Annotated in this window: 24 protein-coding genes; 16 read left to right on the top strand and 8 right to left on the bottom strand. The window is 50.8% G+C overall.

The features are described 5' to 3' along the window. Positions 1–108 precede the first annotated feature (108 nt). Positions 109–1,293: a glycerate kinase gene (locus K1X45_RS02405; protein ID WP_220159715.1), complete on the top strand. Its 1,185-nt coding sequence runs from the start codon at positions 109–111 to the stop codon at positions 1,291–1,293. A gap of 118 nt (positions 1,294–1,411) precedes the next feature. Here K1X45_RS02405 and K1X45_RS02400 read toward each other — a convergent pair whose 3' ends face one another. Then, entirely contained in the window at positions 1,412–2,866 is a 1,455-nt protein-coding gene (locus K1X45_RS02400; protein ID WP_220159714.1) for a S8 family serine peptidase, read from the bottom strand. Positions 2,867–2,968: 102 nt separating this feature from the next. On the opposite strand from K1X45_RS02400, the gene K1X45_RS02395 reads away from it, so the two are divergent. From K1X45_RS02395 to K1X45_RS02385, 3 genes are all read left to right on the top strand, one after another. Further along, the gene (locus K1X45_RS02395) at positions 2,969–3,511 is read left to right on the top strand and encodes an RNA polymerase sigma factor (protein ID WP_220159713.1); all 543 of its coding nucleotides are present in this window, start codon (positions 2,969–2,971) and stop codon (positions 3,509–3,511) included. Continuing rightward, positions 3,508–4,332: an anti-sigma factor gene (locus K1X45_RS02390; protein WP_220159712.1), complete on the top strand. Its 825-nt coding sequence runs from the start codon at positions 3,508–3,510 to the stop codon at positions 4,330–4,332. Before K1X45_RS02395 ends, K1X45_RS02390 begins: the two co-directional genes overlap by 4 nt. Positions 4,333–4,410: 78 nt before the next feature. Beyond that, positions 4,411–4,881 carry a PliI family lysozyme inhibitor of I-type lysozyme gene (locus tag K1X45_RS02385; RefSeq protein ID WP_220159711.1) on the top strand — a complete coding sequence of 157 codons (471 nt, stop codon included), beginning with the start codon at positions 4,411–4,413 and terminating at the stop codon, positions 4,879–4,881. Between the two features lie 11 nt (positions 4,882–4,892). On the opposite strand, the gene K1X45_RS02380 is transcribed toward K1X45_RS02385, so the two are convergent. Then, positions 4,893–5,822, bottom strand: coding sequence for a LysR substrate-binding domain-containing protein (locus tag K1X45_RS02380; protein ID WP_255561019.1), 930 nt, complete (start codon positions 5,820–5,822; stop codon positions 4,893–4,895). A gap of 242 nt (positions 5,823–6,064) precedes the next feature. On the opposite strand from K1X45_RS02380, the gene K1X45_RS02375 reads away from it, so the two are divergent. Together K1X45_RS02375 and K1X45_RS02370 are read left to right on the top strand one after the other, a co-directional pair. Next, the gene (locus tag K1X45_RS02375) at positions 6,065–6,706 is read left to right on the top strand and encodes a hydrolase (RefSeq protein WP_116089418.1); all 642 of its coding nucleotides are present in this window, start codon (positions 6,065–6,067) and stop codon (positions 6,704–6,706) included. Between the two features lie 107 nt (positions 6,707–6,813). Beyond that, positions 6,814–7,110, top strand: a complete 297-nt coding sequence (locus K1X45_RS02370; RefSeq protein ID WP_220159709.1) for a putative quinol monooxygenase — start codon at positions 6,814–6,816, stop codon at positions 7,108–7,110. Between the two features lie 87 nt (positions 7,111–7,197). Here K1X45_RS02370 and K1X45_RS02365 read toward each other — a convergent pair whose 3' ends face one another. Together K1X45_RS02365 and K1X45_RS02360 are read right to left on the bottom strand one after the other, a co-directional pair. Beyond that, a complete protein-coding gene (locus tag K1X45_RS02365) occupies positions 7,198–7,959 on the bottom strand; it encodes an SIMPL domain-containing protein (protein ID WP_022711796.1) in 762 nt (253 codons plus the stop codon). An 83-nt stretch (positions 7,960–8,042) separates the two neighbouring features. Then, a complete protein-coding gene (locus tag K1X45_RS02360) occupies positions 8,043–8,477 on the bottom strand; it encodes an NUDIX domain-containing protein (protein WP_220159708.1) in 435 nt (144 codons plus the stop codon). A 443-nt stretch (positions 8,478–8,920) separates the two neighbouring features. Between K1X45_RS02360 and K1X45_RS02355 the strand changes: the two genes are divergently transcribed. The 3 genes from K1X45_RS02355 to K1X45_RS02345 all read left to right on the top strand — a co-directional run bounded on the left by K1X45_RS02355 (position 8,921) and on the right by K1X45_RS02345 (position 11,302). After that, the gene (locus K1X45_RS02355; RefSeq protein ID WP_022711794.1) at positions 8,921–9,712 is read left to right on the top strand and encodes an amino acid ABC transporter substrate-binding protein; all 792 of its coding nucleotides are present in this window, start codon (positions 8,921–8,923) and stop codon (positions 9,710–9,712) included. A gap of 133 nt (positions 9,713–9,845) precedes the next feature. Continuing rightward, a complete protein-coding gene (locus K1X45_RS02350; RefSeq protein WP_220159707.1) occupies positions 9,846–10,526 on the top strand; it encodes an amino acid ABC transporter permease in 681 nt (226 codons plus the stop codon). Beyond that, positions 10,526–11,302, top strand: a complete 777-nt coding sequence (locus K1X45_RS02345) for an amino acid ABC transporter ATP-binding protein (protein ID WP_220160358.1) — start codon at positions 10,526–10,528, stop codon at positions 11,300–11,302. The genes K1X45_RS02350 and K1X45_RS02345 overlap by 1 nt, the downstream gene beginning before the upstream one ends. Positions 11,303–11,452: 150 nt before the next feature. Here K1X45_RS02345 and K1X45_RS02340 read toward each other — a convergent pair whose 3' ends face one another. Next, positions 11,453–12,421: a hypothetical protein gene (locus K1X45_RS02340; protein WP_370627133.1), complete on the bottom strand. Its 969-nt coding sequence runs from the start codon at positions 12,419–12,421 to the stop codon at positions 11,453–11,455. A 371-nt stretch (positions 12,422–12,792) separates the two neighbouring features. On the opposite strand from K1X45_RS02340, the gene K1X45_RS02335 reads away from it, so the two are divergent. After that, positions 12,793–13,386, top strand: coding sequence for a nitroreductase (locus tag K1X45_RS02335; protein ID WP_220159705.1), 594 nt, complete (start codon positions 12,793–12,795; stop codon positions 13,384–13,386). A 35-nt stretch (positions 13,387–13,421) separates the two neighbouring features. Further along, positions 13,422–14,027 carry a flavin reductase family protein gene (locus K1X45_RS02330; RefSeq protein ID WP_151159180.1) on the top strand — a complete coding sequence of 202 codons (606 nt, stop codon included), beginning with the start codon at positions 13,422–13,424 and terminating at the stop codon, positions 14,025–14,027. A gap of 41 nt (positions 14,028–14,068) precedes the next feature. On the opposite strand, the gene mazG is transcribed toward K1X45_RS02330, so the two are convergent. Then, a complete protein-coding gene (gene mazG, locus K1X45_RS02325) occupies positions 14,069–14,893 on the bottom strand; it encodes a nucleoside triphosphate pyrophosphohydrolase (RefSeq protein WP_220159704.1) in 825 nt (274 codons plus the stop codon). A gap of 123 nt (positions 14,894–15,016) precedes the next feature. Between mazG and galE the strand changes: the two genes are divergently transcribed. After that, positions 15,017–16,027: a UDP-glucose 4-epimerase GalE gene (galE, locus tag K1X45_RS02320; RefSeq protein WP_220159703.1), complete on the top strand. Its 1,011-nt coding sequence runs from the start codon at positions 15,017–15,019 to the stop codon at positions 16,025–16,027. A 146-nt stretch (positions 16,028–16,173) separates the two neighbouring features. Beyond that, positions 16,174–17,163, top strand: coding sequence for a bile acid:sodium symporter family protein (locus K1X45_RS02315; RefSeq protein ID WP_220159702.1), 990 nt, complete (start codon positions 16,174–16,176; stop codon positions 17,161–17,163). 75 nt (positions 17,164–17,238) lie between these two features. Here K1X45_RS02315 and K1X45_RS02310 read toward each other — a convergent pair whose 3' ends face one another. Beyond that, a complete protein-coding gene (locus K1X45_RS02310; RefSeq protein WP_220159701.1) occupies positions 17,239–17,430 on the bottom strand; it encodes a CsbD family protein in 192 nt (63 codons plus the stop codon). 113 nt (positions 17,431–17,543) lie between these two features. Here K1X45_RS02310 and K1X45_RS02305 point away from each other — a divergent pair, with 113 nt between their 5' ends. Further along, positions 17,544–18,368, top strand: coding sequence for a methyltransferase (locus tag K1X45_RS02305; RefSeq protein WP_122095004.1), 825 nt, complete (start codon positions 17,544–17,546; stop codon positions 18,366–18,368). Between the two features lie 140 nt (positions 18,369–18,508). On the opposite strand, the gene K1X45_RS02300 is transcribed toward K1X45_RS02305, so the two are convergent. Beyond that, on the bottom strand, positions 18,509–18,862 hold the full coding sequence (locus K1X45_RS02300) for a cupin domain-containing protein (RefSeq protein WP_220159700.1): 354 nt from the start codon (positions 18,860–18,862) through the stop codon (positions 18,509–18,511). 186 nt (positions 18,863–19,048) lie between these two features. Here K1X45_RS02300 and K1X45_RS02295 point away from each other — a divergent pair, with 186 nt between their 5' ends. Both K1X45_RS02295 and K1X45_RS02290 read left to right on the top strand, forming a co-directional pair. Next, positions 19,049–20,116: a D-alanine--D-alanine ligase family protein gene (locus K1X45_RS02295; protein WP_220159699.1), complete on the top strand. Its 1,068-nt coding sequence runs from the start codon at positions 19,049–19,051 to the stop codon at positions 20,114–20,116. Positions 20,117–20,171: 55 nt separating this feature from the next. Further along, the gene (locus K1X45_RS02290; RefSeq protein ID WP_220159698.1) at positions 20,172–20,630 is read left to right on the top strand and encodes a GFA family protein; all 459 of its coding nucleotides are present in this window, start codon (positions 20,172–20,174) and stop codon (positions 20,628–20,630) included. Positions 20,631–20,632 lie beyond the last annotated feature (2 nt).

Genomic DNA, 20,632 nt, shown 5'->3' with positions numbered 1-20,632 from the left:
TTTTTTTATGTTTTATGAAAATAAATAAAATTCTGCGGAATAAACTGCGTTAGCCCCCGTTCTTCCCTTGCAATTCAATTGTCACAATTTGCAAAGGAAACTGTCACAATGTCTATCACTGTTCTGGTTGCCCCATCAGGTTTCAAAGAAAGCCTGTCCGCGGATGAAGCTGCAGATGCGATTGAGAAAGGCATTCGACGGGCTGTGCCGGATGCTCATATTATTAAAGCGCCGATGGCAGACGGCGGCGAAGGTTTTACCAAGGCGCTGATTAATGCCACGCAAGGTACATTGCATGAAGTCATGGTGACGGGGCCGGTCGGCCAGCCGGTTCAGGCACATTTCGGATTTTTGGGCACGCGCGGTGCCAATGGTGACGCCAAGCGCACGGCCGTTCTGGAGATGGCTTCGGCCGCAGGGTTGAGCCTCGTACCCCGTGACCAGCGCAACCCGTGCCTGACTACCAGCTATGGTGTCGGCGAACTGGTCAAAGCCGCACTGGATGCCGGTGCCGAGCGCATTCTGCTGGGCTGTGGTGACAGCGGTATTAATGACGGTGGTGCAGGTATGGCGCAGGCACTCGGCATTAAACTGCTCGACAGTGCAGGGCGCGTGCTTGATGCCGGTGGCGCTGCTCTTGGCAAACTTGCCGCAATTGATATCAGCAATCGCGATCCGCGTCTTGAAACTGTGCAGATTGATGCGGCTGTGAACTGGCATAATATGTTGCTGGGAGAACGTGGCGTGGCTCGTGTTTTTGGCCCGCAGAAAGGCGCTACGCCGGAGCAAGTGGAAATACTGGCGCACGCCATGGAGAATTATGCACATCACATCGGTCTGGCGACCGGTATAGATGTCGGTTCTGCGCAAGGGGCAGGGGCTTCCGGCGGCTTGGGTGCTGCGGTGCTGGGTCTGCTCTGCGGCAAGCTGCATCCGCGCTATGAGATCGTTATGCAATATCTCGATCTTGACCGGTATCTGACGGATGCTGATCTGGTGATTACTGCTGAAGGCAGTCTGGACGGGCAGACACCATTCGGCAAAGTTCCTGCAGAAGTGGCCTTACGCGCCAAAAAACGCGGTACTCCGGTGATCGCGCTGGCGGGCACAATCGGGAAGGGTGTACGCCTCAATCTCGATCATGGTATTGATGCTTTTGCATCTATCCTGAGCCGCCCCTGCTCACTGGAAGATGCGATTGATGCCGCCCCTAAACTATTGGCACATGCCTCGGAAGATGCCGTACGTATGGTGATGATCGGTATGTTGATGAACCATCGTATGGCCGCCTGAACAAAACAAGTGCCTTAATTATAAGCCCTGAAACTGATGTTTCAGGGCTTAATTTTTATCAGAGCATAATTTTATAGTGTTAGAGCGACCTTTGTGCGCCAATGGGGCGCACGGCGCTCTAGCTAGTACAAAGAGACTGCGCATTAATCAGCCCCCAGCCGAAGACAGGATCATGACCTGGTTTTCCCATATCTTTGGCCTGACGGCTCAGCTCTTCCGCAATTTGCCGGTTATCCAGATCGGGATTTTCAGCTTTCAGCCTTGCAGCTGCGGCAGTGACAAATGGTGCTGCAAAAGATGTACCGGTCTTTTGCCGTGCGCCGGATATGGAAGCTGCCGTCCAGACACCGACACCCGGTGCGGCCAGATCAATATGCTCGCCGCGCACAGCACGTCTGTACGGATTGCCGTTGCGGTCAACCGCCGTGACCGCAATCACATTCTGATAGGCGGCAGGATAAACCGGTTTGGCATGAGGACCTTCATTGCCCGCAGCTGCAACCAGTGTAATTTTACGTTGTGCCGCCGCCTCAACGGCCTTTTGAAGCAATAAATTATCCGGTCCTGAAAGGCTCATATTGATGAGCGGCACCTGTTTTTCCGCCAGAAGATCAATTGCGCGGATCAGGTCATAGGTAGTGGCACGGTTATTATCGCCTTTGGTGCCGTGAAACACATCCACTGCAATCAGCTCTGCCTGCGGAAGTAAGCCCGGTGCACGGCTGTTTTCAGCCCCGACAAGCAGAGCGGCAACGGCTGTGCCATGCTGCGTGCCTGATTGCGGCAGCTCATCATCACTGAGGCGGATGATTTCCAGACGCGCCTGTTTGAGGGATTCATGATCCGGATTAACTGCCGTATCAATCAGACCGATCTTTGGCAGTGTGGTGCAGGTTGCTGCACCGGCTTTCGGCTCATTCCAGCCGATCAGATCACGCATCAGCGTGCAGTCTGTGCCGTTGCAGGCTGCGCGCGCCGGTTTCACTTCTGTTTCCGGAGCACTTGTCTGTTCCGGCTGGTAATAATGGTTGAAATCAACCACCGCATCCGGCACGAGCGCGGATACGCGCTGGCGTGCAGTTTGCAATGACATTTTTGCCGGTATTTGTAGGCGCGTGAGCTGTGCTCCTGTCAGGCGCATTTCCACTCTGTCAGCCACAGAGAAACCCTGTTGCTGCAATTGTGCAATATTTTCATCGCTGAGACCGAGTGCCACAAGCCTGCGGGGCTCGTAAACAGGTGCCGCCTGCTGACGTTTCTTTGCCGTGCTGCGGGTTCTGGGTGCCTGCGCTTTGCGGCGGTTGTCCAGATAGTCCATCAGCGTCTGCGGCCCGCGAAAGCGTTTGCCGCCGTCACTGCCGGAGCGCCCGCTATTGCCAGCACTCCCATTGTTACCCCCGTCATCACTGCCACCATCATCGCCGTCATCATCATCTGCATAAGCGGCACTGACGACAGAGAACTCAGCGGAAAGCATCAGCGACGGAGCGGTTGTTACAATACCCGTCGCAACAAATAAAAGACTGGCAGAGCGAAGAAGCCTGCCGGTATGCCTGTATAGACAATTTAACATTGATCTGTTCCAGTTTTCTGTTGATGGGCTTTATCGTAAGATTGCCCAAATGCAGAACGTATGGCTCGGTGTTTTATTCGATTTTTCGGACAGAATCCTCTTATGACAGATGACGGACTAAGTTTTTCACAGCGTTTAATAGGTTTTTTACCGAATTTACGCCGTTTTGCTATCGCTTTGTGCCGCTCCCGCGAGTTAGCGGACGATCTGGTGCAGGCCGCCTGTGAAAAAGCACTGGCCGCAGAACACAGTTTTCAGCCCGGCACGCGCTTTGATGCATGGATGTTCCGCATCCTGCGCAATATCTGGATTGATACATTACGCAGGCAGAAAACTGCCGGTATCAACGATGATATTGCCAATCATGAAGATATCAGCACACCATCAGGTGAAGATGCGGCTATTGCCCGTATGACCCTGCAAAATGTGTCGGAAGCAATCGGGCATTTGCCTGACGAGCAGCGCGAGGTGCTGCTTATGGTCTGCGTGGAAGAGCTTTCCTACAAGGAGACTGCGGAGCTGCTTGAGATACCGATAGGTACTGTGATGAGCAGACTGGCGAGAGCGCGGAAAAATCTTGCTGAACGAACGGGAATAGACAAGGATCCCATGCGTTTATCCCCTGTGAAAGGCGGTAATCAATGACACAATCCCAACCGCATAAAGATTTCAGCGATGAAGAGCTGATGGCCTTTGCCGATAGCGAGCTGGATGAAGAGACAACGGCGCGCATTGAAGCAGCTATGGAGCATGACGATGCGCTGATCTCGCGCGTGGCGCTGTTTATGGAAACCCGCGCGGCTGCACAGGACGCTTTGCGGCCGATGCTGGATGAGCCGGTGCCGGAGGCATTAATGGCTGCTGTGCAGGGCATGGTTGCGCGCCACGAACAGGAAAAACAGCAGAAAACTGCTGAGGTGGCAGAGCCAGTTTCAGCGGATGCAGAGCGCGAGAATGTCATTGTTCCGTTTCGTGCAAAGCCGCGCAAACCGCTTTTTGCAGCCAGCTGGTCGGCAGCGGCTGCAGCTGTTTTGCTGGCTGCAGTTACCGGTTTCAGCGGTTATTTCATGGGGCAGAGCGGCCTGCAAAATGCACAACCTGAAGGTGCAGGTCTTGCTTCGCTCACAGCATCTGCGGTGCAGGTACAATTGCATAAAGTGGCTTCCGGCGAGACTGTCAATCTGGCTGAACAGAATGCCTCTATGCAGGTGATTGCCAGTTTCCGTGACGGGGAAAATCATCTCTGCCGTGAGTTTCGTCTGAACAATGCGGGGCAGTCCGGCTATGTGGCTGTGTCTTGTCTTGAGCAGGAGGATTGGAAATTGCGTTTTGCTCTGGCTTCCCAACAGGATACGCAAAATTATATTCCTGCCTCAGCACAGGAAACTGTCGATATTTATTTGCAGTCCATTCAGGCCGGTGCGCCGCTGTCAGCGGAAGAGGAAAGGGCGGCACTCAAGCAGTGATGCATCACAGGAAAGTCTTATTGTGCGGGCATCTTTGGGAAATTGCTTAAAGATTTTTCAAAGATGTCAGGAAAAACAATGCGATATTCAAAGCAGATTTTAACCGCGGCCCTGGTCTCAACACTGCTGGTTGCGCCTGCATCCGCCAGAAATGCGGTGATGATGCCACTGCCGGATAAACGGATTGCAGTGATTTCAGAAGGTGATCTGGAACCTGCATCCATCGGCAGTTACACGGTTGCGCTCTATAAAGATGACGGGCAGATTGACTATCTTGGCGGCGGAATTTTTGCACGCGACGGCTCTGTTTTTGGTGACAAGGGCGAGCCGCGTGTCAGTTTCGCGGATATTACAGGCGATGGTAATCCCGAGATGATTATCGCCAAACTAACCGCAGGTTCCGGCAATTATCTGGATGTGGATGTGCTGAAACTCGGTGATAGCACGGTTGAGCGGGTATTGAATTTTGCAAGCGACACCAAGAAAGACCTGCTGATTGAAGCCAAACGTGCTTATAGCCAGCAGGAACAGAACCTGAAGAAACCATAAAACGGTTTTTATTACCGGCTCAGGCTCAGTGACTCTAACAGATAACCGACAAGAGCTCGGACATTGGGTGCCTGCGCTTTGGTTGAGGGATATACAGCATGAATTACCGGCTCATTAAGCCGGTAATCGGGAAGCAACTGTATCAGCTGTCCTGTTTTTATATCCCCGCTAACAATCCAGAGCGGTAATTGTGCTATACCCAGGCCGCGTATCACTGCATTGCGCAATGTTTCATGGCTGTCTGTTATCAGTCGCGGCACATGTCTGATGCGCTGCGCACGACCGCGTTCATCACGGAATGACCATTCATAGTGAGGACGGCCGGCGCTGACAGCACGTTCAATTTTGGGAAAGCCAAAAGCAAGGGTCGGAAATCCTGCCAGATCTTTCGGTTCTGCCGGCGGAGACGCATCGCTGAATAAATCCTTGCCGGCGACGAGACATTGCGGATTTGCGCCAATCACACGGGTCACAAGCGCATTATTCTCCTGATATCCGTTATTGTCCTCGCGAATAACGAGATCATATCCTTCGCCGATCACATCAACATTTCTGTTCATGCATTTGAGATGCACATCAATCTTGGGAAAGTGCTGCATGAATTCTGTAATCAAATCGCTGATTTTATAATTGAGCGGCCCGACGGGGCAGACAATGCGGATGGTGCCGTTTGGCTCTTCATAATTGCGGTCGATGATACGCTGTGCGGCCTCAATATTTTCGATCACAACAAGACATTGGCGGTAATATTCAGCCCCGACCTCAGTGAGTGCAAAACGGCGGCTTGACCGGTAAATCAGCGTTGCCTGCAGAAATTCTTCCAGATTGGTGATGTGTCTGCTTAAGGTCGATTTTTGCACGCCCGTTATCCGTGCCGCAGCAGCATAGCCGCCGTGCGTGACCACTTGGACAAAATAGAACAAGTCGTTCAGGTTCTGCATCGTTGCAAATATAGAATGCTGCGTTTCAGTATTCAAATCTTTTCTAATAAAGGCACCGATGTTACTATTTCACCGCGTTGTTGTTTTTTCAGAAAACAACGGTCGGTAAATTTCGTCACCCGCAAGTAACTATCATCTTATCTGCTTGAAATTAAATCAGAATTGCGTTTCGGCTGAGGCTTTGATGCTCTCGGTTCGGGACGTTGTGGAATTGTTTTCCCTGTGTTCGAGGAGACTATGCAATGACAAGCGAACCCATTCGTGATCCTGTAAAAGACCGGCTGCTCAGCCCTAAAAATTCAGCCTTTATCATTATTGATTATCAGCCTGTGCAGGTGAATTCCATTGCCTCCATGGACAGGCAATTGCTTATCAATCATATCGTTGGCGCATCCAGAGCTGCACGCGTTTATGATTTGCCGATTATTCACTCAACCGTGAATGTAAAAACCGGTCTCAATAAGCCTCCTATTCCGCAAGTCCGCAAAGCCCTTGAAGGAATTCCGACGATTGACCGCACCACAATCAATTCCTGGGAGGATGTCGAGTTTCGTAAAGCCGTAGAGCAGGCCGGACGCAAGAAACTGATTATGACAGCACTCTGGACTGAGGCCTGTCTGACATTTCCGGCGATTGATGCGCTTGCTGAAGGCTATGAAGTCTATGTTGTGGCTGATGCTGTGGGCGGTACTTCGGTACAGGCGCATGAAGCTGCATTGCGGCGCATTGAACAGGCGGGCGGCAAGATGATCAGTGTGGTTCAGCTGTTCTGCGAATTGCAGCGCGACTGGCAGCGCAAGGAAACAGTTCCGCAATTTATGGATCTGTTCATCCAGACCGGCGGTACCGCAGGCATCCAGTTCTCCTATGACAAAGCCGAGTAAGCTTTGCTTTCAATGCGGGCAGAGAACATTTCCGGTTTATTCTTAACCATTGGAAATGCTCTGTCCGGATTGAACAGGCAGGGATTTCAAATGAGAGGAGCATGTTTATGGGCGATCTCTTCGTTGTTGTCAGCCTGCGCGCCAAGGCGGGTAAAGAAGGAATATTACGGCGCGATCTTAAGGCGATCGTCGATCAGTCACGCAAAGAAGAGGGGAATATCAGCTATGATCTGTTCATTGATCGTGCCGATCCGTCCCGCTTTGTTTTCATAGAGCACTGGGCATCACAGGAGCATCAGCACAAACATCATAATGAAGGGCCGCATATTCAGTTTTTCCATGAAAACGGGGCGCAAAATGTCGAAAATACAGAATTCGCCTATTTTCTTGACCGCCTGGAATGACACGGCGCGATTTTCCCGTACAAGCCCGCGCATAATAAAAAACCCTGCCGCAAGGGCAGGGTTCTGATTGTTATATGACCGGTTCTATTATTGTGTGATTTCGAACTTTACGGTCACATTCACATTGTAGCTGTTTTCACCGGCTGAAACCGGTACTGAATCAGCCATTGCTTCCTGAGCCATTGCGACCATTTTGGTGCGTGCCATTGGCATCGGGCGCGGATTATTGCCATATTCGGTGATTTCAAGCACGCGGCCGAGCTTTGCACCGGCAGTTTCGGTCAGGACTTTTGCCTTTTCCATGGCATTTTCCATGGCTTTTTTACGGGCATCCATCAGCACTTTTGACGGATCATCATTGACGAAACGCAGGCCGCCGCTCTGGTTGACGCCGAGATCAATGGATTTATCCAGCAGGTCGCCGACTTTATCGAGATCACGCACACGCACGGTCAGGCCGTTGGTTACGTTATAGCCGATGATTTTCGGTGCTTTCAGGCCATTTTTATCGCTCGGATAAGTGTAGGTCGGCTGAATATTGACGCCCGAGGTTTGCAGATCACGGTCTTCAATACCGGCTTCTTTCATGGCAGCCAGTACCTGAGACATTGCCTTATTGTTGTCGGTCATGGCTTCACGGGCGGTTTTAGCTTCCCGCAAGACGGTCAGGTCGAGAATAGCCATATCCGGAGCGGCCTGAGCTTCACCTTCACCGGTGATGACAATGAATGCCTGCTGTTTTTCTGACACATTTTTCTCCTGTGCAAAGGCCGGTTGCGAAAGCGCACTGGCAAAAGAAACCGCAAGAAATGCTGAAGCGAAAAGGGCGGCTGTTTTACGGTGTGTCATAGTTTCTCCTGATAATGAAATCGGTTTAACTGCTATATTTCAATGAATTACGGATGTTTTTAGGCTAAAAGCAGGCAATCTGATTATAGTTTTGCGACAGGCATAAATTCCTTGCATAGCGGCAGCAAATAATTCTCCGTCAAAGGTGCCAGCGGCAGTTCCACTTTTTGCAGCGGATCAACCCAGACAATTTCTTCAATTTCTGCGGCCTTGGCGACCGGCTGGGTGAGGGCAATGCGAAATACCTCAGCTTCAACCGTATAGCCCGGTTCATTTGCGGCCGGTGCCGAGAATGCCCCGAGATAATGCGCCTGATCCTGATTGATCGTAAGTCCCAGTTCTTCACTAAGCTCACGCTGCAATGCTGCGACCGGTGTTTCTCCGTTTTCAATCTTACCGCCTGCCTGCATGAATGCGGTTGTACCCGCCTTGCGTACCAGCAAGATCCGGTTGTCCGGTGCCATCAGAATTGCAGCTGCAATGCGGATACGGTTTGTCGGGGTAGTTTCTGCGGACATGAGAAAAATTCCTGAGGGCAGTGTTAAAAGGAACTTCAGACAAGCGACGGCTTCTTATAGCGACGCAAATATGAAGCCTGGATGAATGATTTTCTGCAATATAGTCTGATTTGAGCAAAAATCTTCGTCTATCAGGCAACAAAACACCGGTTCATGCATTATTCAGAAAATCAGTGGGTAGAATAAACGTTTCTGTAGAATGTGTTTTTTCATTCTGTCAGCCTGAAGATTATGATTGGTATAAAATTCTACAACAGGACAAAATTAGGAATTTATTTTTGCATAATAAATTGCAGGACGTGGAATTATATCTGTGATGGTTTGAGTGGCCGTGACATCTTATTTGCAACACGGACTGCACCACAGCAGCTCCGCCCGGAAAGCTTTTATAAGATGAGAATAACCTTTTCAGTGAAAAGGTTGCGTTTAAAAGGACAAGGTATATGAGCTGGTTTAAGTCTATTGTTGCAGTTGGTGTGTTGCAGTCAGCCGTTCTGGCTTCGGGCGTTATGACCAGCCAGTCTTTCGCTGATGCTGCTCTGGATCGCATCAAAGCGGAAGGCGTTCTCAAGATTGGTACAGAAGGCACTTACGCGCCGTTCACCTATCATGACAAAGACGGCAAGCTGGTCGGTTTTGACGTTGAAATCGGTCAGGAAATTGCCAAGCGCCTTGGCGTTGAAGCCAAATTCCTTGAAGGCAAATGGGACGGCCTGATCGCCGGTCTTGATGCAAACCGCTATGATGCGGTTATCAATCAGGTCGGCATTACGCCGGAGCGCCAGAAGAAATATAATTTCTCCGAGCCTTATATTGCTTCAAAAGCCGTGCTGATTGTGAAAACCGGCAATACGGATATCAAGAAATTTGAAGACCTGAAGGGCCGCAAAGCCGCACAGTCGCTGAGCAGTAATTATGGTAAAATTGCCCGTGAATATGGTGCGGAAATTGTTGCCAATGACGGTTTTGACCAGTCGGTTCAGTTGGTGCTGAGCGGCCGTGCGGAAGCAACCGTGAATGCCAGCCTGTCCTTCCTCGACTTCAAAAAGCAGAAGCCTGATGTGCCGCTGGAAGTTGCTGCCGAGCTTGAAAATGCTGATCGTTCCGGCGTGTTGCTGCGCAAAGGCGAGGAAGATTTGCTTGCCGAAGTCAACAAGGCGCTTGAGCAGATCAAAACCGACGGCACTTATGCCAAAATCTCCGAAAAATATTTCGGCGCAGACGTCTCTAAATAAGTTATCCTCCCGGAACTTTGATACCGGCGATATATTATCGCCGGTTTTCCGTTGCGCAGGCAACGGGGCAGGAACCATTTTCAGCCTCAGCAATTCCGTCTGAGGGGAAACAATTATGACGGGGACGCATTCAATGTCTGACGTTTTATTGCTTATGCTTGAATCTTTGGGGCCGCTGTTGTGGGCAGCTCTGGTTTTCACTATTCCGCTGACATTATTGTCATTTCTGTTCGGCACAACACTCGGTCTTTTTGTGGCTCTGACCCGATTGTTCGCGCCGCGTCCCGTTGCAGCAATCGTCAATTTTTATGTCTGGCTGATCCGCGGCACACCGTTGCTGGTGCAGCTGTTCCTGATCTTTTACGGGTTGCCGAGCCTTGGTATCACGCTGGATGCATTTCCAGCCGCGCTGATCGGCTTTACTTTGAGTATCGGTGCTTATTCCTCTGAAATTTTCCGCGGTGTGATTGTTGCTGTGCCAAAAGGACAGTGGGAAGCAGCCTATGCAACAGGTATGAGCTGGGGGCAGGCAATGCGCCGTACAATTCTGCCGCAAGCTGCACCCAATGCCGTGCCGCCACTGTCCAACAGCTTCATTTCTCTGGTTAAGGACACATCTCTGGCCGCCGCAATTACCGTGCCTGAAATGTTTCAGGCGGCGCAGCGTATCGTTGCCGTTACCTATGAGCCGCTGATCCTTTATGTGGAAGCCGCGCTGCTTTATTTGGCACTCAGCTCCGTGCTGTCTTATCTGCAAACCCGTCTGGAAGCACGTCTGAAGCGTTATGGCGGCTTTCTGGAGGTCCGTTCATGATGATCGAACTCAAAAATATCGTAAAAAAATTCGGCGACCATACCGTACTCGACAATATATCCCTGTCGATTGCCGAGGGCAGTGTAACAGCCTTTATCGGGCCGTCCGGTGCCGGTAAAAGCACACTGCTGCGCTGTCTCAATCTGCTGGAAGTGCCGACTTCCGGTGATATTGAAATTGCGGGTGACAGGCTGAGTTTTTCCCCTGACCGCAAAGTCAGCCAAAAAGAAATCCACCTGATCCGCCGCCATTCCGGCATGGTCTTTCAGAATTTTCAGCTGTTTCCGCATCGCACAGTCACCGAGAACATCACCGAAGGTCTGATCACAGTTCAGAAATGGCCGAAGGAAAAGGCGAGGGAGCGGGCAAAGCAATTGCTTGAAAAGGTCGGACTGTCACAAAAGGCCGATGCATGGCCTGCAACCCTTTCCGGTGGTCAGCAACAGCGTGTGGCGATTGCCCGTGCGCTGGCGCCGTCGCCTAAAATTCTGCTCTGCGACGAGCCGACTTCGGCACTTGATCCGGAATTGTCCGGTGAAGTGGTGGATGTTCTGGCGCAGCTGGCCAAAGAGGGCACCACAATGATTATGGTGACCCATGATCTGCGGCTGGCATCGAGAATTGCCGAGGATGTGCTGTTTATCGATAATGGTGTGATTGTTGAGCGCGGCACCGCACAGGCCATCTTCCGCTCGCCGAAGGAAGAGCGTACCCGCCGCTTCGTGAATACGCTGACCCATGAAGGTCAGGGTTTCAGTCAGGGGGCAGGTATTTGATTGAGTATGTTACGTTAATAAATATATACAAGACATTGTTATAAATAGAAAAACCTGCAATCAGATGATTGCAGGTTTTTTATTGCTGTGTGAAATTAGTTTGGAAATGACAATGATACTTCAGAGCATTTTCCATTTTTGGGAAATGTTTTAATCAACCTGATCGCTGTCGACTTCGTTCTCGGCTTTGGCAAATACGTCGACATCTTCGTTCTTGCCGGATTCTACTGTAAATTCACGCTGATAGAGGCGGTCTTTGTTTTTGGCCACAGCGATATAATCACCGGATGCAAGCACCAGTGATGCATAGGCGCTGACGCTTTCATAGACGATATCACCATTGGTATTGACGATATTCCATGATGTATCGGCAAGCGCTTCCCCGCCGACATCGCGCAGCAATTTCAGGGTGACTTCCGCCGCATTATGCTCAACAGTTGCCTCCGTCAGTTTACCGGCGCTGACCACAATTTCAGCGCGAATTACGGCATTGGCATTGCCGTAATTGGAAACCACGTGATAGGTGCCGCTATTCAGGCGCACCACCGTATCCGGTTTGATATTCGGTACGATCAGCGAGCGCTCATTGCCTTCATCGTCATTTTCATAAATCGAGAAGCGCAGGAATTTGTCAGAAATTTCCTTGCCGTCCGGCAGTTTGGCGCTGAGTTTCAGGCCGCCTGCATCAAGGATCAGCTTTTCATGGCGGCTGGCATTGCGCACGGTAATGCGTTTGGTGGCTCCGGCGCGGCCAAAGCTGACATGCACGAGATAGCTGCCTTCCGGCAGAGAAAAGCTGGCAGTGCCGCCCGTTGCTGTTGCAATCAGCGGCAGCTTGTCCTCGCCATTCGGCTCCGGTGAGAATACACGCCATACCAGCCCCTGGCTCAGGGCAGGGCCGTCCGCTGTCAGCTGTGCTTCCAGCAGCAACTCATTTTGATTGGCCAGCGGTGAGTTCTGCAGGCTGCGCGGATCAGCGTAAGGAGTAATGCCTGCTGCCGGAGCTGCCGGCGACATAATTGCACCGGTCGGCGGTGTATTGTCCGGCGTTCCGCCTTCCGGCACTGAAATTTTCGGTAATTGCAGCTTGTCGAATTGTGCACCCGGCACAACGCGCATGGAGAACCCGTCCTGCGGTTGAGGCAGTTCCTGAGCTGACGCTGAACCACTGATCATCAGACCCGTCGAAACCAATGCAGAAGCGCAGAGATTGCGGCATTGCTTTACACGCCGTGTGTTCTTGGCTGATAAGTTTCTGGCGTGCAGAACAGGGCTGAATTTCATAAGCCGGTACTCATTTGAATTTCAAAGTCTCAAGTCTTTATTGTTTGACCGCAGTGTAAAGGCATTTTCAAGGCTGCGCCCAGCAAAATATCGCCAGTTTGCATTATAAACACATATTACTGCATATGCGCTCTGTCATTGCAGAGCAGAATTGGCAATAAAGACGGTCATAATGACGGAATCGAACAGAACAGGCAGGAAATAACGTGTCAGATCTCATTGATTTTTTGAAAACCCGCAGCTCCACACCGATTGTCGGCCTGATTGAGCCTGCACCATCGGCAGATGAACTGGCGCAGATCCTGACCATTGCCTCCCGCGTGCCGGATCACGGCAAGCTTAATCCGTGGCGCTTTATTATTTATCGCGGTGATGCCCGTATCCAGATCGGTGAAATGCTGGCAGAGCGGGCAGCACAGCGCGCGCAGCAGCAGAATGAAGAATTTAACGACAGCCATCGTGAAAAAGAGCTGAAACGCTTTTCCCGTGCTCCGCTTGTTATCGGTGTGGTTTGCAGCCCGCGTGATACAGACCGTATTCCTGAATGGGAGCAGTTCCTGTCATCGGGTGCTGCGGCGATGCAGCTTTGCAATGCTGCCAATGCGCTGGGCTATGGCAGCAACTGGATTACCAACTGGTATTCCGATGACGAGGAAGGCAAGCGCCTTCTCGGAGTTGCGCCCCATGAAAAAGTAGCCGGTTTTGTGCATTTGGGTACGCCTAAAGCTCCGGCACCGGATCGTCCGCGTCCTGAGTTGCAGGCAATTGTTTCGGATTATAGCGGGCCATATCAGGGCTGAACCGGCTTGCCTGAACGGAAAAGCAGAGTAATTTGATGTTTTATGAACCGCAAAACGGCCATGGACTGCCGCACAATCCGCTCAAGGCCATTGTTGCGCCGCGTCCGATCGGCTGGATTGGCACGCGCTCGAAAGAGGGGGCGTTGAACCTCGCCCCCTATTCCTTTTTCAATATTGTCTGCGATACGCCGCCTTTGCTGATGTTCAGTTCATCAGGCTACAAGGACAGTGTGGCTTTCATTGAGGAAACACGGGAATTTACGGCCAATATGGTCGGTGAGCATCTGGCAAAACAGATGAATGCAACATCCGTCAATGCGCCGCGCGGTGCCAGCGAGTTCGACTATGCAGGCCTGACTGCTGCTGCCTGTGAGCAAATTGCTGCGCCGCGTGTGGCGGAAGCCTATGCATCGCTGGAATGCGTTGCCGTGGATATTCGGCAGTTACAGGGCAGGGATGGCCAGCCGACGGATTCCTATATGGTGATCGGCGAGGTGGTCGGTGTGCATATTGATGAGGCTATTCTCACCGATGGTCTGATTGATATCAGCAAATCCAGACCGGTAACCCGTCTTGGCTATATGGATTTCGCCACAACCGACACGGTTTATCAGATGTTCCGCCCCAAATGGGGCGAATAATCTGTTCCATAATCTGGGGGCAGGCCGGAGAATTGTAAATTCTATTTTCCGGCCTGTTTCGCTTTATTCCAGAGTGCTTCCATCTCATCGAGAGTGGCTGCTTCCAGCGAATGACTGTCACTATTCAGTTCGTCTTCAATGAAGTGAAAGCGGCGTTTGAATTTCTCATTGGCTGCGCGCAGCGCCATTTCCGGTTCCAGTTCAAGATGGCGCCCGAGGTTGACCATGGCGAAGAGCAGATCACCATATTCTTCCGCAATATTGGCCTTGTCCTGATTGTCCATCGCCTGACGCAGTTCCTGCGTTTCTTCCGCGACCTTATCCAGAATAGGCGCGGCTTCCGCCCAGTCAAAACCGACGCGCGCAGCTTTCTGCTGATATTTCAGTGCACTGACCAATGAAGGCAGATAAGTGGGCACGTCATCGAGAAAGCCCTTTTTCTCAGTGGTTTCAAGACCAAGCGCGGTGCGGCGGGCAATGCGCTCATCTTTTTCAATTTGTTTGATACGGTTCCATGAACCTTTGGCCATACCAGCCGAGCGCGCCTCGTCATCGCCAAAGACATGCGGATGGCGGCGGATCATTTTAGTGGTGACAGCCTCAACAACATTTCCGAAATGGAAGCCGCCTTTTTCTTCGGAAATACGGGAGTGGAACACCACTTGCAACAGCAGATCTCCGAGCTCTTCACGCAGGTCGTCCATATCATCGCGCTCAATGGCATCAATGACTTCATAGGCTTCTTCAAGCGTGTAAGGCGCGATAGTGCTGAAATCCTGCTCCACATCCCACGGGCAGCCGGTTTCAGGATCACGCAGCGCCACCATAATGTCTAAAAGGGTCTGAATATCGCGGGAAGGCTGCATGTCTGGTTCCTGTCTGAACAGCGGCCGGAAATAATTCCGGTTTATGATATGGCAATTTAAACCTACTGGTGCCATAAAATCGGGCACAAGAAAACCGTCTGTAAACAAATCAGCGAGAGACGAATGACAATTCTGGTAACCGGCGGTGCCGGCTATATTGGCTCGCATACTTGCGTTCGCCTGCTTGAAGCCGGCCATGATGTGGTCGTGGTCGATAATTTCGACAACAGCCATCCTGAAGTTTTTCAGCGTATTGAGCAGATCACCGGAAGAATGCCGAAGCGCGAAACCGGCGATATCCGTGACCGCGAGTTTCTCCAGAAAGTCATTCAGACCTATCAGTGTACATCGGTGATCCATTTTGCCGGTTTGAAAGCTGTCGGTGAATCGACACAGAAGCCGCTTTATTATTATGACTGCAATATGCTCGGCACTTTGCGCCTGCTGCAGGCCATGCGCAGTACCGGCGTGAAAAAGCTGGTCTTTTCTTCCTCAGCCACTGTTTATGGTGATCCGCAGCATCTGCCGCTGGATGAAAATCATCCGCTATCCGCGACCAATCCTTACGGCCGCACTAAGCTGATGATCGAGGAAATGCTGCGCGATCTCTATAATAGTGATCCTGAGTGGAGCATTGCCATTCTGCGCTATTTCAACCCTGTCGGCGCCCATGAAAGCGGGCTGATCGGTGAGGATCCGAAGGGCATTCCGAATAATCTGATGCCGATTATTGCGCAGGTTGCCACCGGCCGTCGTGAAAAACTGAGCATCTGGGGTAATGATTATCCGACACCGGACGGCACCGGCGTGCGCGATTATATCCATGTGACCGATCTTGCCGAAGGGCATCTCAGAGCACTTGCAAAGCTGGATGAGCCAAAATGCATGGCTATCAATCTCGGCACAGGCGAGGGCTATAGCGTGCTCGATGTTATCAAAGCCTTTGAGCATGTTTCCAATCAGCAGATTCGCTATGAAATTGCACCGCGCCGTCCCGGTGATGTTGCATCCTGTTATGCGGACCCTGCTCATGCCAAAGAGCTGCTTGGCTGGAGTGCCAAGAAAACTCTGCGTGAAATGTGCGCAGATATGTGGAACTGGCAGTCAAAAAATCCGAACGGATATGCGGATTAAGATTGCCTGAAAGATATTTGCTTTGCATCACGCTGATGGTGCAAAGCAACAATTATATCTGCCGTAAAATCATTTAATTATAATGATATATGTCATTATTTTAATTGATTACATCAGATTCAGAATACAGAAATGAGTTTGGATATATGCGTTTTCTTCCCGATAAATTTATCTCGACTCTCATTCTGGCTATTCTGGTCGCTTCGCTCTTACCCGTCAAAGGTGAGGCTGCTTACTGGTTCGGACTGGCGACGAAATTTGCAATCGGATTGCTGTTCTTTTTGCATGGGGCAAGATTATCGCAGCAAGCCGTTGTGCAGGGCATTGTGCACTGGCGGCTGCATCTCGTCGTATTGGCGGTCACTTTTGTTGTATTTCCGCTGATCGGGCTTTCGCTTGGCTGGGCTATTCCGGGTTTCGCAAATTCGGCATTTTATGCGGGAATTCTGTTTCTCTGCGTTCTGCCATCTACTGTTCAGTCATCCATCGCTTTCACTTCCATCGCCAAAGGCAATGTACCTGCCGCGATTGTTTCCGCTTCCGCATCCAATATTCTCGGCATGTTTCTGACGCCGCTGCTGGTTGGGTTGCTGTTCACAACACAGGGTGAGGCGGGCATTTCGCTTGATGCATTAGAGTCCATCCTGCTGCAGTTGCTGGTTCCTTTTGTTGCCGGACAGATTTTGCAGCCATGGATCGGGCACTTTATACGCCGTCATAATAAAGCGCTGGGGCTTGTCGATCGCGGCTCTATCGTGATGGTCGTTTATCTCGCTTTCAGTGAAGCGATGGTGCAGGGATTGTGGGCGGAAGTTTCCGGTCATGATCTGGCGATTATGATTGCCGTGAATATTGGCCTGCTGGCTTTCATTCTGTGGTTCACCGGCTTTATTGCTAAAATGCTTGGCTTCTCGCGTGCAGACCGGATTACAATCATTTTTTGCGGGTCTAAAAAAAGCCTTGCGAGCGGCGCACCAATGGCCAGCGTGATCTTTCCGGCTGCGATGGTGGGCGGAATTGTACTGCCATTGATGATTTTTCATCAGATACAGCTGATGGCTTGTGCTGTGCTTGCCAGAAGATATGCGGCACAGGCGGATGCGCTTGAAAACAGTCAGGCAGAGCAGGGACTTTGACAGAACAAGAGAAGAGGGTGCATCACCCTCTTCTCTTTAAACTTATGATATATCTTGATAATTTATACGTAGCCATCAGGCCTTATCGACGAATTTTTTGATTGTATCTTTGGCTTTGCCTTTGACCTGCTGGGCTTCACCTTTCAGCTCCTGTGCACGGCCTTCAGCCTCGAGTTTTGCAGAACCGGTAGCCTTGCCAACTGCCTGCTTGACATTACCGGCGGCTTCGTTAGCAAGGCCTTTGATTTTATCTGTTGTGCTGTTCATGATAATCTCCCTTGAGGGTGTGATGTGAAATGACTTCACCGGATCAACGTATAAGCAGCGCAACGGTTCCGGTATTTGTGCAGCGTATTCCTAAATACAGAAAGTTATACAACATGTCTGAGACGCCGATATTTGATGAAGACGCGCTGGAACAAGCCTATAATGAAGCGCTGAAACTGGAAAAATCCGGTGATTTTGACGGTGCTGCAAAAGCCTATCAAAAGGCGCTGGAGATTGATCCGGCAGACCATGGCGGTGCTGCTGTAAGACTGGCCAGTATGGGACGAGGCGCTGTGCCTGTGAGCGCGCCTCCGGCCTATGTCGCCACTTTGTTCGATCAGCATGCAGAGATGTTCGACACGATCCTCGTAGACGAGCTGGGTTATGATGTGCCGCTGCAGCTGGCCGATCAGCTGGAAGAAATTGATCCTGATGCACATTATGCCCGTATGCTCGATCTGGGCTGTGGTACCGGTCTTGGTGCTGATGCCTTGTTTGAAATGACCGAGCATCGCACCGGCGTTGATATCGCTGAAAACATGATCGCGATTGCGGATGAAAAAGGCGATTATAATGCGCTCTATGTCGGCGAAGTTGTGAACTTCCTTGACCAGACAACTGCACCGGCATGGGATATTATTATCGCAACGGATGTGCTGCCATATATGGGTGAGCTGGAGTCGTTTTTCTCGAAAATTCCGCTGAATTTGAACCGCAACGGCATTTTCGCATTTTCAAGCGAAACGCTGGCAGACAAGGATTTTGCCGGCCGTGATTATACCGTCGGGCCGCATCAGCGTTTTGCGCACAAGCGGGATTATGTTGAAAAGCTGCTGCTGAGCCATGGCATTAAAATGCTGCGCGTGACGGATATCACTGTGCGCAGCGAACAAGGCAAGCCTGTTCCTGGCCATTTGTATATTGCCCGTAAGGTTTAAGCCTTAAAATCCAAGGATTAGAAGAACGGCAGATATAACATCTGCCGTTCTTTTATATAGTATTTAGTTCCATAATCTATCTTATGTGATTTAAACATGCGACTTTGACGATTGGCAGTGAGCCGCCTGACCGACTCGGATCAGTCCAGATTTTCCTGTTCGAACTTGTCGGTGACATGAATATCCGTCATCTCCAGACTATGCGGGCCGAGATTGACATATTTATGCGGAATGTTGGCTGGTCCGAAGATGATCTGTCCTGCTACAGCCTCAAACTGCCGGTCACCGACTGTGAACAAAGCGCGGCCCTGACGTATGATAAAGATCTCATCATAAGGATGTTTGTGCAGCCTTGGTCCGCGCCCGATATGCTCAGTCGTATAAAACATCACTGATACATTCGTGCCAAAGTGCTTTCCTTCAAACTCTCCGTGCCAGACATCAGGCTTTTCAGCCCATTCTGCACGCTCGAGAATTGCTGCTTGTTTTTGCATGTGGTTCACCTCAACCTCATTCTGAATGCAGTCTTTATTTACCATAAAAACGCAAAAGCCGCGGCTTTCAAGATTGTGCATCTTTGCAACTTAATATGGCCGGATTTCCGGAAAATGATCCGGTTGAAAAATGATATTCATTATCTCCCACATCTTATTGAAAATATTGATATTACGGATGGTGTCATGACCGGAAAACAAAATAAATTGCGTATTGCTGTGCTGTTTGGCGGCCGCTCGCCGGAGCATGATGTTTCTGTGCTTTCCGCGACTAATGTAATGCAGGCGCTGGATGCCGATAAATACGAGGCCGTACCGGTTTTTGTGACCCGCGAAGGACAATGGTTGCTCAGCAGCTATGAGCAGGGACAATTGGCGAAGCCCTCCTCCGGTACTGAAATTTGCCTTGTTTCCGGCGGTTACGGTCGGATTATCGGTATCGATGCACAAAAAGGGCTTCAGGAATTGCCGAAAATTGATGCTTTATTTCCTGTTTTGCACGGGCTTCATGGTGAAGACGGTGCGGTACAGGGATTGGCTGAAGTTGCCTGTGTTCCGCTGATTGGCTGTGGTATTCTTGGTTCTGCTGTCGCACTTGATAAGGACATGACCAAACGCGTTAACCGAGAGGCTGCAGTTCCTGTTGCCCATGCTGTGACGCTCCATTCGGGAAATGTACCGGAATTTTCAGAGGTCGAAAATGCGCTCGGCCTGCCCTTTTTTGTGAAGCCTGCACGGCAAGGCTCATCGGTGGGTGTCAGTAAGGTTGCAACGCCGGCAGATTACAGGCTGGCGCTGGATGAAGGTCTCCGGCACGACAATAAACTTCTCGCAGAAGAGTTTATCCGTGGCCGCGAGATTGAATGTGCTGTGCTTGAGGATGCTGACGGTACGCTTTTCGTTTCCCGTTGCGGCGAGATCACACCGGCTGAAAGTCATGGTTTCTACAGCTATGATGCGAAATATACGGATGAGAACGGTGCGGCTTTAAAAGTACCGGCCGACTTGCCGGTATCCGTTGAAACGCAGATCCGTGAGATGGCGAAAAAAGCATTCCGCGCTACCGGCTGCGATGCAATGGCGCGCGTGGATTTCTTTGTGACGGATGATATGCGTATCATACTCAACGAAATTAATACGATTCCGGGCTTTACCGATATCAGTATGTATTCGAAAGTAATGGCTGTGAGTGGCGTCAGCTATGCTCAAATTCTCGACCGGCTCATAGCTCATGGTCTGAAACGCGGCAGCTGATGAAGAATATGACTTATAAAATCAATGAAATGCCTGTTTTATAAGGAAATCAGTGATGAAAACACCGCAACTCCCTTTCAGCGGGCAATGCCGCTGCGGAAAAGTCAGGATTGAGGTCAGTGCCGCACCAATTATGACGGCGGCCTGTCATTGCACAGGCTGTCAGACAATGAGCAGCAGCGCGTTTTCGTTGACGGCGATGATCCCCTCTTCCGGCTTTAAAGTTACGGAAGGTCAGCCGGTGATCGGTGGCCTGCATGGCCCGCAACAGCATCATTATTTCTGCGCCTATTGCATGACATGGATGTTCACGCGCATTGAAGGCGTTGATGCTTTCGTCAATGTCCGGCCATCACTGTTTGATGACCATAGCTGGTTTGTACCTTTCGTGGAGACCATGACAAAGGAGAAGCTGTCCTGGGCACAGACACCGGCACTTTATCACTATGAAGCATTTCCGCCTTTGGAAGATTATGAAAAGCTGATGGGTGAATTTGCACGGCAAATGAAATGAAA

The sequence above is a fragment of the Pseudochrobactrum sp. Wa41.01b-1 genome (assembly GCF_019464455.1).
Taxonomy (GTDB): Bacteria; Pseudomonadota; Alphaproteobacteria; order Rhizobiales; family Rhizobiaceae; genus Pseudochrobactrum; species Pseudochrobactrum saccharolyticum.
Note: the sequence above shows the minus strand (reverse complement) of the source record. Positions and strands in the feature narration are given on the sequence as shown.

What these genes read in the sequence shown, in the direction of transcription:
- K1X45_RS02290 (WP_220159698.1), top strand. Translation starts at nt 20,172, where the DNA reads ATGAAAACACCGCAACTCCCTTTCAGCGGGCAATGCCGCTGCGGAAAA.
- K1X45_RS02295 (WP_220159699.1), top strand. Translation starts at nt 19,049, where the DNA reads ATGACCGGAAAACAAAATAAATTGCGTATTGCTGTGCTGTTTGGCGGC.
- K1X45_RS02390 (WP_220159712.1), top strand. Translation starts at nt 3,508, where the DNA reads ATGACACAATCCCAACCGCATAAAGATTTCAGCGATGAAGAGCTGATG.
- K1X45_RS02330 (WP_151159180.1), top strand. Translation starts at nt 13,422, where the DNA reads ATGTTTTATGAACCGCAAAACGGCCATGGACTGCCGCACAATCCGCTC.
- K1X45_RS02375 (WP_116089418.1), top strand. Translation starts at nt 6,065, where the DNA reads ATGACAAGCGAACCCATTCGTGATCCTGTAAAAGACCGGCTGCTCAGC.
- K1X45_RS02305 (WP_122095004.1), top strand. Translation starts at nt 17,544, where the DNA reads ATGTCTGAGACGCCGATATTTGATGAAGACGCGCTGGAACAAGCCTAT.
- K1X45_RS02405 (WP_220159715.1), top strand. Translation starts at nt 109, where the DNA reads ATGTCTATCACTGTTCTGGTTGCCCCATCAGGTTTCAAAGAAAGCCTG.
- K1X45_RS02310 (WP_220159701.1), bottom strand. Translation starts at nt 17,430, where the DNA reads ATGAACAGCACAACAGATAAAATCAAAGGCCTTGCTAACGAAGCCGCC.
- K1X45_RS02370 (WP_220159709.1), top strand. Translation starts at nt 6,814, where the DNA reads ATGGGCGATCTCTTCGTTGTTGTCAGCCTGCGCGCCAAGGCGGGTAAA.
- K1X45_RS02315 (WP_220159702.1), top strand. Translation starts at nt 16,174, where the DNA reads ATGCGTTTTCTTCCCGATAAATTTATCTCGACTCTCATTCTGGCTATT.
- K1X45_RS02365 (WP_022711796.1), bottom strand. Translation starts at nt 7,959, where the DNA reads ATGACACACCGTAAAACAGCCGCCCTTTTCGCTTCAGCATTTCTTGCG.
- K1X45_RS02300 (WP_220159700.1), bottom strand. Translation starts at nt 18,862, where the DNA reads ATGCAAAAACAAGCAGCAATTCTCGAGCGTGCAGAATGGGCTGAAAAG.
- K1X45_RS02340 (WP_370627133.1), bottom strand. Translation starts at nt 12,421, where the DNA reads ATGCGCGTTGTGCCGGGTGCACAATTCGACAAGCTGCAATTACCGAAA.
- K1X45_RS02400 (WP_220159714.1), bottom strand. Translation starts at nt 2,866, where the DNA reads ATGTTAAATTGTCTATACAGGCATACCGGCAGGCTTCTTCGCTCTGCC.
- galE (WP_220159703.1), top strand. Translation starts at nt 15,017, where the DNA reads ATGACAATTCTGGTAACCGGCGGTGCCGGCTATATTGGCTCGCATACT.
- K1X45_RS02355 (WP_022711794.1), top strand. Translation starts at nt 8,921, where the DNA reads ATGAGCTGGTTTAAGTCTATTGTTGCAGTTGGTGTGTTGCAGTCAGCC.
- K1X45_RS02385 (WP_220159711.1), top strand. Translation starts at nt 4,411, where the DNA reads ATGCGATATTCAAAGCAGATTTTAACCGCGGCCCTGGTCTCAACACTG.
- K1X45_RS02380 (WP_255561019.1), bottom strand. Translation starts at nt 5,822, where the DNA reads ATGCAGAACCTGAACGACTTGTTCTATTTTGTCCAAGTGGTCACGCAC.
- K1X45_RS02360 (WP_220159708.1), bottom strand. Translation starts at nt 8,477, where the DNA reads ATGTCCGCAGAAACTACCCCGACAAACCGTATCCGCATTGCAGCTGCA.
- K1X45_RS02350 (WP_220159707.1), top strand. Translation starts at nt 9,846, where the DNA reads ATGTCTGACGTTTTATTGCTTATGCTTGAATCTTTGGGGCCGCTGTTG.
- K1X45_RS02395 (WP_220159713.1), top strand. Translation starts at nt 2,969, where the DNA reads ATGACAGATGACGGACTAAGTTTTTCACAGCGTTTAATAGGTTTTTTA.
- K1X45_RS02345 (WP_220160358.1), top strand. Translation starts at nt 10,526, where the DNA reads ATGATCGAACTCAAAAATATCGTAAAAAAATTCGGCGACCATACCGTA.
- mazG (WP_220159704.1), bottom strand. Translation starts at nt 14,893, where the DNA reads ATGCAGCCTTCCCGCGATATTCAGACCCTTTTAGACATTATGGTGGCG.